8 protein-coding genes are annotated in these 11,489 nt (G+C 42.5%); 7 read left to right on the top strand and 1 reads right to left on the bottom strand.

The features are described from left to right. The first annotated feature begins 7 nt into the window (after window positions 1–7). From P4S60_RS04685 to P4S60_RS04665, 5 genes are all read left to right on the top strand, one after another. Window positions 8–2,731: a metallophosphoesterase gene (locus P4S60_RS04685; protein ID WP_337115188.1), complete on the top strand. Its 2,724-nt coding sequence runs from the start codon at window positions 8–10 to the stop codon at window positions 2,729–2,731. 315 nt (window positions 2,732–3,046) lie between these two features. Next, window positions 3,047–4,093: a 4-hydroxyphenylpyruvate dioxygenase gene (gene hppD / locus P4S60_RS04680; RefSeq protein ID WP_337115187.1), complete on the top strand. Its 1,047-nt coding sequence runs from the start codon at window positions 3,047–3,049 to the stop codon at window positions 4,091–4,093. 155 nt (window positions 4,094–4,248) lie between these two features. Further along, window positions 4,249–5,562, top strand: a complete 1,314-nt coding sequence (gene fahA / locus P4S60_RS04675) for a fumarylacetoacetase (RefSeq protein WP_063700260.1) — start codon at window positions 4,249–4,251, stop codon at window positions 5,560–5,562. Between the two features lie 150 nt (window positions 5,563–5,712). Further along, the gene (locus P4S60_RS04670) at window positions 5,713–6,864 is read left to right on the top strand and encodes a M23 family metallopeptidase (RefSeq protein ID WP_337115186.1); all 1,152 of its coding nucleotides are present in this window, start codon (window positions 5,713–5,715) and stop codon (window positions 6,862–6,864) included. Between the two features lie 62 nt (window positions 6,865–6,926). After that, window positions 6,927–7,334: a bactofilin family protein gene (locus P4S60_RS04665; RefSeq protein WP_337116824.1), complete on the top strand. Its 408-nt coding sequence runs from the start codon at window positions 6,927–6,929 to the stop codon at window positions 7,332–7,334. Here the strand turns inward: P4S60_RS04665 and P4S60_RS04660 are convergent. Then, window positions 7,331–7,807, bottom strand: coding sequence for a hotdog fold domain-containing protein (locus P4S60_RS04660; RefSeq protein ID WP_063700265.1), 477 nt, complete (start codon window positions 7,805–7,807; stop codon window positions 7,331–7,333). The genes P4S60_RS04665 and P4S60_RS04660 overlap by 4 nt on opposite strands. Window positions 7,808–8,247: 440 nt before the next feature. Here P4S60_RS04660 and P4S60_RS04655 point away from each other — a divergent pair, with 440 nt between their 5' ends. Further along, the gene (locus tag P4S60_RS04655) at window positions 8,248–9,420 is read left to right on the top strand and encodes a multidrug effflux MFS transporter (RefSeq protein ID WP_337115185.1); all 1,173 of its coding nucleotides are present in this window, start codon (window positions 8,248–8,250) and stop codon (window positions 9,418–9,420) included. 223 nt (window positions 9,421–9,643) lie between these two features. Then, window positions 9,644–11,485 (top strand): S8 family serine peptidase, encoded by a 1,842-nt coding sequence (locus tag P4S60_RS04650; RefSeq protein WP_337115184.1) that lies wholly within the window; start codon window positions 9,644–9,646, stop codon window positions 11,483–11,485. The last annotated feature ends 4 nt before the right edge of the window (window positions 11,486–11,489 follow it).

Raw genomic sequence — 11,489 nt, 5'->3', positions numbered from 1 at the left:
TGAGTAAGTGCGCTTTAACACTCAACTACTGGTCATTATTCTGACTAGCTTATTACTGACAGCATGTGGTGGCGATAAAACAACAAAAGAAGTCGCAACTGTTCCTGATCAGTCTGGTTTAATTATTTCCGTTGAAAATGGTTTATCGGCTGAATTTGCACAGGGCGATGTCATACTTAATGCAATAAGTAACACGGTTACGACAGACACCACATTTACTTATACAGAGACAAGCGCTTCAAGCACGGATATCGAGCAAGGTATTGTCTCGAGTATTCATACCTTTCGCCCCAATAACCTGATATTTGCTGAACCATTAAGTTTAGCGATTAAGTTACCAGACGAACAAACCAACCTTGCCTTTAGCATAGTGCAGTTAGTTAATGAGCAGTGGCAAACTCTCAGTACTGAACAAAGCGATGATGGATTTGCAGTCAGCGCTATCACAGAGTTTGGTAGTTTTGCTTTAATGTCTCGCACCGTTCCTGCAGCCAGTAAAACCATTGGCGAGCAATGTAATGACACAGCCAGTAACCAAACAGTACGCTTTATTCATGTTGCTGATTTACACGCGCGCTTTGGCTTTAAAGAGCAGTTATTCAGCCGTATTCGCAGTTACTACGACAAGGCTAAACTTGAGAACCCTAACACCTTATTTACCAATGGCGGTGACGATTATGAAAAAGGCACCGTAGCTGAACAAACATCACAAGGGTTAGCCACTGTTGAAGCTATAAAAGCCATGGCCTTTGACGTACGTGTGATAGGTAACCACGATTATGCATGGGGACCTGAGCAATTGCTGGACTTTGCCGATGACGATAATGCCATCGTACTCTCAAGTAACACAGACTATGATGGTAGTAGTGATACGCCGTTTGCCGGTGTCGATTTTTCTGTTGTCCAAGTCGGTTGCCTTCGTATTGGCTTTTTTGGCATGACTTCAGTGCCTTGGAATGAACTTGATGAACCTATCGAAGACGAGCCAATTCCTGATTTTATCGCTAACTTCAAAATGAATTGGCAGTGGCAAGAAGTGGCTGAGCAGCTTGTAAACCAATACCGTCAAGATGTTGATTACATGGTCATGGTGAGTCACTTAGGTGAAGGCACTGACACCCGTATTGCACAAAATGTTGAAGGGATTGATTTAGTGCTTGGTGGGCATACTCATGGCGGTGAAAGTTATCAAACCTTAGATAACGGCAGCATTGTTATTCAGCCAAACTTTTTTGCACAAGGGCTAACTGATCTTACCTTAACCTTTAACCTTGAAGACAAAACTCTTGCAGATGTTGATTACAATACTGTCGCAACCACCAGCATTACGACCCAAGATGAAAGCACTAAAAACGCCATTGATGAAATCATGGGCCGCTATGCCCCAGATGCAAACACCGAAATTGCCGTTTCGGAAAATTACCCTTCTGCAGAAGAGCTCACCACGATTACAGCCAAAGCTGCTATGCAGCAGTTTCCCGAGATTGATGCCGTCTTGCTTGATGCAAGCCAAGTACAAGATCGCTGGCTACCGGGTACGTTAACCCAAGAAGACTTCCATGCTGCATTTAAGGTTGAACGCCAACCATCAAACACCCCAGGCTTTAATTCAATTTATCAAGTTTCGGTGACTGGCAGCCAGTTAAAAAGCATGCTCGAAAGCCAGCCAGAATGGGTCTCTTTAGTGCCAGGTAACATTGATAATGCAACCACTTACCACGTTGCTCTATTTAAAGGCCCAGCGCTAAATCGCGAGTTGTTCTTCCCTGCTCTGCCAAACTTAGAAGCGCACTTGGTCGCAGAGAGTTGGTGGCTGCTTGATAACTACGCGCGAGCACGCACCAGCCAATGTTTATATATCGATACCGATAACATGCTTAATGCCTGTAAAACAGATGATGCAGTCACAGTATGGAATTTTAACAATCCTGAGCAAGGCTTTAACAGTGACTTTGGCCCTGCAACACTCAACTTTTATGACCCTGAAGACAAAAACTGGGGGCCAGAAGATAGTCAATTTGCCACCACTACAGAGCTTGAAATTGCTGATTTACCAACGGGTGCCTCAGGCGTGCTCGCCTTTGCTCGCCATAGCCCAACGCAAGGCTTAACCTTAACGGCTAATAGTGCCGCAAACGGTGATTACCAAACAGAAGGCCTTATCGCTGATTACACCTTAGTGATGGATATTATGTGGCCAGAACAAAGCACCAATGAGTGGCGCTCTTTACTACAAACAGATCTTACCAACAGTAATGATGCAGACCTTTACGTCAGCCGAGATAACGCCATTGGTATTGCCACCAGTGACAGTGGTTACTTTGGCGAGCTTTTGGCAAACAGCTGGCATCGTATTGCCTTTGTGTTTTACGCTGCTCCAAACAATGGCGCACTGAAAATTTATCTTGATGGCGAGCTGATTGGTATTAAAGACGAAGGTGAAATCAATGAGCGCTGGGCAATCAACAATGCGGCCTTACTTTTAACCGATAATGACTACGAAACTAAGCCGGGTTACTTAAACGCCTTATTATTTGCTGGTCGTGCGATGACTGATGCTGAAATTGCTAATATGGGTGCTGCACAGCAGCAACTTAATTTTACGCAATCAACCCGTACCTTAAACCAACTAGTTGAGCGCCATTATCAAGCTGCACCACAAATTATGAATAACCCGTGGTTACAACAACGCAGCAAGTTTTTTAACAAAGCGCGCCAAACCGTAAACTAAACTATACAATAAACTTAATAAAAAAGGCCGTTTCAGGCCTTTTTTATTGCCTGAAAAAAACTAAAATTTATCATTAAATACATATAGATAGATATAAAAAAGGATGACATCTTTTAGTCAACCTAGTGACTTGCTCATTGCCATTGATAGTGCAATTGCTGAAATTAAAATCATTGTCCCATTTAATTTACAAAAGGGGCTTTGGCTAAATAGTGCGGGGATCTTCCCCTTATCAAGTTTCTGGTTAATCATCCGCTCATTACAGAACAATAATTCTTTTTTAGCGCAGTGCTTATAATTGCGGGAGTAATGACAATGAGCGAAGTAAATAATCCGTTAGGCCTAGTGGGCATTGAATTCACTGAATACGCAACACCTGATGCAGATTACATGGACAAAGTGTTTACTGATTTTGGCTTCTCAAAGCTAAAAAAATTCAAAGGTAAAGACATCGTTTACTATAACCAACATGACATTCATTTCTTACTAAACAATGAGCGTGATGGTTTCTCTGCTGAATTTGCTAAAAGCCACGGCCCAGCAATTTGTTCTATGGGTTGGCGTGTAGAGAATGCGCAAAAAGCATTCGAGGTTGCTGTTGAGCGCGGTGCAAAACCTGCGACAGATTCAACACATAAAGATCTACCTTACCCTGCTATTTACGGTATTGGCGACAGCTTAATCTATTTCATCGAGCAATTTGGCGACAAAGGTTCTATCTATGAGTCAGATTTTGAAGATTTAAGCGAGCAAAACATTGTTGAAGACAAAGGCTTCATCCGTATCGACCATTTAACCAATAACGTTTATAAAGGCACGATGGAAACATGGGCTAACTTCTATAAAGACGTATTTGGTTTTACTGAAGTTCGTTACTTCGACATTAAAGGTCAAAAAACAGCGTTATTATCTTACGCACTTAAATCTCCGTGCGGTACTTTCTCGATTCCAATCAACGAAGGTAAAGATAACAACAACAACCAAATCGATGAGTACTTAAATGAGTACAATGGTCCAGGTGTACAGCATTTAGCATTCCTTACCAATGACCTAGTAAGCTCACTTGATAAGCTTGACCAATCAACGATTGCCACGCTTGATATCATCCCTGAGTACTACGACACTATTTTTGACCGTGTGCCTTGGGTTAAAGAAGATAAAGAGAAGATCCGTGAGCATCAAATCCTAGTAGATAGCCAAAGCGAAAATTGTTACCTACTACAAATCTTCTCGAAGAACCTATTCGGTCCTATCTTTATCGAGATGATCCAACGTGTAGATGACGGCGGTTTCGGTGAAGGTAACTTCCAAGCCCTTTTCGAATCAATCGAACGTGATCAAGAGCGTCGTGGTGTAATCTAGTTCATCATGATGAATAAAAAGCAGCGTGTGGTTTGGGTAAATTCACACGCTGCTTTTTGTCGTTTTAAATTCTGTTTTAAACTAACTGTTTAAATTGCGTTGATTGCCTCCATATAGATAACTAATAAATCAGCGCGAACAAATAAGGAAAGAGTATGAGCCTAATTAACGAAACCCACGATATTAATCTAAAAAGCTGGGTTGCATCTGCTAACGAAGCGAACTGTGACTTCCCAATTCAAAACCTTCCTTTTGCAGAAGTACGTCGTAAAAATTCAGACGAAGCGTTCCGTGGCGCTGTAGCAATTGGTGATCAAGTTATCGATTTAGCGAAAGTAAATGAACTTGGTTTATTCTCTGGTGATGCACAGGTTGCCGTTAAAGCCGCAAGCCAAGCTACATTAAATGAATTTATGGGTCTTGGTCAGCAGTATTGGTCTGCACTTCGTCTTGCTCTATCAAAAGCACTCCGTGAAGGTGCCAGTGAGCAAGCACAATTAAGCGAAGCGCTTATCGCTCAAGCAGACATCGAATTTGCGCTGCCATGTCGTATTGGTGATTACACTGACTTTTATACGTCTATTTACCACGCAACAGCGGTAGGTAGTTTGTTCCGCCCAGATAACCCACTTCTACCTAACTACAAATGGGTACCAATCGGTTATCACGGCCGCTCTTCGTCAATTGATGTTTCTGGTCAAACGTTCCACCGCCCTAACGGTCAAACTAAAGCGCCAGATGCAGAAGTCCCTTCATTCGGCCCTTGTAAACGCCTAGACTACGAACTTGAGTTAGGTATTTACCTTGGTAAAGGTAATGAATTAGGCGATGCGATTGCCATTGAAAATGCTGAAAACCACGTATTTGGTTTCTGTGTATTTAATGACTGGTCTGCACGTGACTTACAAGCATGGGAATACCAACCGCTTGGTCCATTCCTTGCGAAGAACTTCGCTTCGACTGTATCTCCTTGGATTGTTACAACAGAAGCTCTGGCACCATTTAGAACAAACTGGACACGTGACGAAAACGATCCACAACCAATGGACTATTTAGAGTCAGCTCATAACCGTGAGTTTGGTGCATTCGATATCAAAATGGATGTACAAATCGAAACAGAAAAGATGCGTGCAGCTGGCGAAGCACCAACACAAGTATCTAAATCAAGCTTCAAGCACTCTTACTGGACCGTTGCGCAAATGGTCACTCACCACACTGTAAATGGCTGTAACTTCCAACCAGGCGACATGTTAGGTTCAGGTACGCAATCGGGCCCTGAGCACGAAGAAGCGGGTTCATTATTAGAACTTTCTCGCGGTGGTAAAGAAAAGATCACGCTAGCTAATGGCGAACAACGTACTTTCTTAGAAGACGGCGACAACGTAATCATGCGTGGTTGGTGTGAAAAAGACGGTTTTGCACGCATTGGTTTTGGTTCAGTCGAAGGTACAGTATTACCTGCCAAATAAAAATAACTCGCTATTTTTATTTCCAGAACAACGATTAAGGGCATTTTTTGCCCTTTTTTTGCATTTTTTTCAGTTGAGTTACAATTTTTTGCTGGCTTTTTTAAATGAGATTGCTATCTTAGCTCGGTTATTAGTCAAATTTTGTACGCCATGTTAGTTAAACTTAAGTCTTTTTATCGCACGTTTTTTCCAGCTCGTCAGCTGTTGATCCGTCAAAATGGCGAAGTAAAACACTTAGTATTAGCCCCTTGGGTGCAATTAACGACCTTACTAGTCATTTTAACCGCTCTTGTTTGGTTAAGTATTTCGACACTGCAAATCATTTCTCAAGCTGACAAGATCACTAGCATCGAACAAACTCAGCTAACAAAACAACAAGAATGGCAAAAACAGCATTATCAGCAACAAGCTGTTTATGAAAAACAGCTAGAGCAATTGGCAGTCCTTGAACAAAAACAAGCGCTATTGCAAAGCATGATTGAATCGCTTCCAGAATCAATGAACAAACCTGCACTGCCAACCGACGCAGAGCCATTACTTTTGCCTGTTCAGGAGCACGCTGAAGAGTTTCACGCACCTTTAGAAGATGAACAGCAACCTAAACAAGTAAAACGCTTAGAGAGTATTTCTGAGCGCTTAGCGCGTCTTGATGCTGCTTATAACAACAGTTTTATTGTATTAGATGAGCAAATTAAGCTTCGTCACCAAGAAATTGTTGCCATGTTAGAAGGTGCAGGCCTTGATAGTAGCCTTGCTGACGGTTCTGTTTTAGACGGTAGCGAAACGGCACAAGGTGGTCCATTAGATTTATTTGACGAATCAAAAATTCCCGCTGAGTTTTTAGCGATTGCCGACAAATTGCTGGCATTAAATAACCTTGAAAACTTACTCAGCGAATTACCACAAACACTTCCTGCTGCCGATTACTACATTTCAAGTAGTTATGGTCTTCGAAAAGATCCTATGAATGGCCGCCGTGCTTTTCACAAAGGCGTTGATTTAGCAGGTTGGCATAAAACCGAGATTTTTGCTCCCGCTGATGGCACCGTTTTACGTGCTGGTCGTAATGGCGGCTATGGCAACTTTATCGAACTACAACACAAAAATGGCTTCGTTACTCGCTTTGGTCATCTTAATAAAATTAAGGTTAAAAAAGGCCAAACAGTGACTAAAGACGATGTCATTGGTTTAATGGGTAGTACTGGCCGTAGTACCAGCACTCACCTACATTACGAAGTTTTAGTGAATGGCAAACATGTCAACCCGGTTAAAATAACAAAGGCGCTTTCTCGTGTTCGGTAAAAAAACAATCAGCAGCTAGCTCGTCTGGCTCATCTTTAAAAAGAACCAACCACACTCCTTCTATTATTTCTGAAGACGTTCGTTTAACTGGCGGCCTCAGCAGCCAAGGTGAAGTTCAGCTTGATGGGCGCATCGAAGGCGATTTACGTGTTAAACATTTAGTGATTGGCCACACAGGCATGATTGAAGGTGTCATTGAGGCTGATAGTGTTATCGTCAAAGGTAAAATTATCGGTTCACTGATTGCCAATAAAGTGACGATTGAAAGCACAGCACAAGTTCATGGTGATGTTTTTCATGACACACTGAGCATCGAAGCCGGCGCAATCATTGAAGGTAATTTAAAACATCGTCACGAAGAAGATAATGTGGCGCCAATTAAGCCTGAAGAACAAACAAGTTCTTCATTACTGGCTGATGACGACAACGACTTGTCGTTTGTTAACAAACAAGCCGCTGATAAGTCTTAACGTTTTTTAGCGGTTACATACATTGTGATATCCGCGGTGAAAACAAGTTCATCGCGGCTATTATAAACCTTGACGGGTACTAGCAAGTCCTGCTTTTCTAACCACTCACTCGGCACTTCTATTTCTGCAACAGCACGCATATCCGTGTCAATTTTCGCTAAATAACTCACGGTCATGCCTTTTGGGATCCAACGGTGCGTTTTTGCCGGCACAGTGGCATCAACCATTAAACCTGCACATAACTCAGCGACATTACACTGTGCAATTGCATGAATAGTCCCTATATGATTGTGGATTGCTCGGCGGTTTTTAACGGTTGCACTGCAATGCCCAGCAGTTAAATGTGTGATCAATGGCTTTATTGACCCAAAGTAAGGGGCTTTAAAACACACGGCTTTACTAAACAACCAGTTACCCTTTGGCAGTGACTGACATTTCGTCCAAATTTTTAATAATGATGATGGTGAGCTCACGACGTTTATCCATTATTTTTATGATGTGAGATAAAAAACTAACACATCAGACCAGATAGCGAAATGGAAAGTTTTTGTAAGCAGTTTTAATGATTACGTAAGTATACCCAAGCCTCCTCAAGATGCAGAATTCAGCGTTTCACAGGTGCTTAATATCAAGGCGTTACTTTGCAACAATGGCAGTCCCTTTTAAAAAGTAACAACGATGAGAGTAAGTGCCTGTGAAGCGCCCAAAGGGTTGGTTTAAAAGCGATTTATACTGCGTTATTGATTTTAACAATAGAACCACTATTACTTGCAATCAATGCCTTGCCTAAATCGCTTTTAATTCCAACTGAAACTCGCACCTTGAGGTGGTTTGGGTATATTTCACTTTTAGCAACCTGAACGCTTTTCTTTTCCTTTAGGGCCACATAAAATACCGTTTTAAAGGAGAGCGAATGCAGTCACGCCAGCACAAAAACCTCAGCTTACTATTTATTCTTGGCCTTCTGGTTATTTTTAGCCCGTTAGCAATTGATATTTACTTACCCGCATTTCCTACCATTGCAGAACAATTTCACGCTTCAGAAAAGCAAATTCAGCAAACCGTCGCTATTTTTATGCTTACCGTTGGGCTTGGACAGCTCATTGCAGGGCCATTAGCAGATAAGTTTGGTCGTAAGCCAGTGGCAATTACCGGTGTGACAATTTATGGTTTAGCGGCTTTTGGGGCGTATCTGGCACCTGATTTTGCAAGCCTGATGATGGCAAGAGCACTGCAAGGTTTGGGCGCCTGTGCCACGTTTGTCGTGGCGTTTGCGATTGTAAGAGATCGATTTGGTAGTGAACGCGGCGGTCAAATTATTACTTATCTCAATGGTATCGTCTGCTTTATCCCTGCCCTAGCGCCAATTTTAGGAGCTTGGCTCACAGTGCAGTTTGGTTGGCGCATGAACTTTTTATTCATGGCAGCATTTGCACTTATCGGTTTATTCATAACCTTGTTAATGTACAAAGAAACCCGCCCTGCCGATAGCGTCTATAGTGGTCATATTCTTGACCTACGCCGTTTTATGCCAATCATCAGCACGCCATTGTTTTTATTCCATAGCTTAATTTGCTTGGTAACTATGTCGGCTATTTTAGTCTTCGTTACGCTAGCGCCAGGCTGGCTTATTACTGAATTAGGTGGCAGTGTGACCGACTTTACTTTCTGGTTTACCTGTAATGCAGTATTGAGCATTGTCGCTAGCTTTATTATGCCACTGTACATCAAACGCCAACCAAAACGCGCGTTAAAAGCAGGACTCTTGTTACTTGTAATCGCAGGTGCCTTAATGTTGGCCTTTAGCCAACAACGTACTGCGCTTGCGTTGATGTTTCCGATGTTTATTGCTGCGTTTGGTTTTGCACTGACACTTGGCTCATCAGCAGGCCGTGCATTAAGTTTATTTCCTAAACAAGCTGGCACCGCTTCCGCACTTATTGGTTTGATGCAAATGAGTGGTGCAAGCTTATTAGTGTTTATAACGCAATTCTTAAATTTGACTACCCCGGTATTAATTGGCGTGCACTTTTTAATGCTCATCCCATTTACCTACTTATTGTTCAAACATAAGCACTTGTCATAAAAAAGTTTTATCATACTTTTCGTCATGACGGGTAAATGAGAATCGTTATACTCTATTTACCCGTTTAGACATCCTGTTATTTCCTACCGTTATAAAAAGTATCTTTCTAGAATAATTTGTTCCAGTTTTGTGGATTATTTTGCTTGTACCTATAGCGCCATTAAACTATTGTTTACTCACTTTAACATTTAGTTAACTCAACAACATGTTTGGGATACGAATTATGAAAAAGAATAAATTAGCATTAGCACTTATCATAAGTGGACTATGTGCTGCAGGAACTGCAAATGCAGCAAACGATCGTTACATCATCCAAGTAGACAACAACAATAAAGGCGTAGTTAAAGCACTCGCTAAAAAACTCGGTGGTGATATTAAAGTTGATGGTAATGGCTTTATCGCGACGCAATTTACAGGTTATGATCTTGCAAGTGTAAAAGGCTTACTGAACAACCCTCATATTAAACTAATTGAAGAAGATCAAAAGCGTGTACCAATGGCGCTGTATAACGATGACGCCGGTAATGCAATGCAGCAACAATTAACGCCGTATGCAGTTTATCAATCACAAGCAGATCAAGTTACCTTCGATGCGAACGCTGGCATGAAAGTCTGTGTAATTGACTCAGGTCTAGATGCAACAAACCCTGATTTCGTTTGGGGTAATATCACAGGTGATAACGACAGTGGCACTGGCAACTGGTACGACAATGGTGGCCCACACGGTACTCACGTAGCAGGTACAATTGGTGCGGCAGACAACAATGTTGGTGTGGTTGGTATGGCACCGGGTGTGGCAATGCACATCATCAAAGTATTTAATGCTGAAGGCTGGGGTTATTCTTCAGATTTAGCACACGCGACGGACTTATGCTCTCAAGCTGGTGCAAATATTATCAGCATGAGCCTAGGTGGCGGTGGTTCAAATAGCACCGAATCTAACGCGTTTGCTAATTTTACTAACGCCGGCGGTTTAGTGGTTGCTGCAGCGGGTAACGATGGTAACAGCGTGCGCTCATACCCTGCAGGTTATTCTTCAGTCATGATGGTTGGTGCAAATGATGCGAACAACCAAATTGCAGATTTTTCGCAATTCCCTAGCTGTACAACGGGTCGTGGTAAACGTGTAACTACCGATGAAACTATCTGTGTTGAAGTAACAGCAGGCGGTGTTGATACACTTTCGACTTACCCAGCAGGTATGGCAACGTCAGCTAGCTTAGCAGCTGATGGCACAGGCTTTGCTACTTCATCAATGGAAAACGCGGGTAATGCATCAGGCACGGCGTATTACATGGGTACTGCTGAAAGTGTTGATTCTGGCGCGACGGGCAAAATTTGTATGATTGACCGTGGTAATATCTCGTTCTACGACAAAGTAAATAACTGCGAGAACTCAGGCGGTATCGGCGCTGTTATCATCAATAACGAAGCAGGTATGCTATACGCTACATTAGGCGATACTAACGATACAACAATTCCTGCTGTCGGTGCGGCACTTGAAGACCGCTCAGCTCTACTTTCAAGTACAACAATTGATATCGCAATTGGTACCAGTGATTATGGTTTCATGAGCGGTACATCAATGGCAACGCCTGCTGTTTCAGGTATCGCGGCGCTAGTTTGGTCAAACCATCCTGAGTGTACAGGTACAGAAATTCGTGATGCGTTAAAAGCGACAGCACAAGACCAAGGTGCTTCTGGTCACGATGTTTACTTCGGTTACGGTATTGTTAAAGCAGCTGATGCAGATGCATACCTAACAGCCAATGGCTGTGCAGGTGGTGGCGATAATGGCGGCGGCACAACACCGGGTAGCGATGACATTAGCCTTTCTACTTCAGGTTATAAATCAAAAGGCACTGCGTATGTTGATTTAAGCTGGAGTGGCGCTGCTACAAGCACTGTTGATGTGTACCGTAATGGTAGCAAAGTAGGCTCAGTGGCAAACACTAACAGCTATACTGACACTATCACAACGAAAGGTGGTGGCACTTACACTTACCAAGTATGTGAAGCACAAAGCACAACTGTTTGTTCAAACAACAGCTCAGTGACATTCTAATACT

The organism is Pseudoalteromonas sp. Hal040, from assembly GCF_037162425.1.
GTDB classification, from domain to species: Bacteria; Pseudomonadota; Gammaproteobacteria; order Enterobacterales; family Alteromonadaceae; genus Pseudoalteromonas; species Pseudoalteromonas gelatinilytica.
The sequence above is the reverse complement of the archived record's forward strand: the minus strand, read 5'-3'. Positions and strand labels throughout refer to the sequence as shown.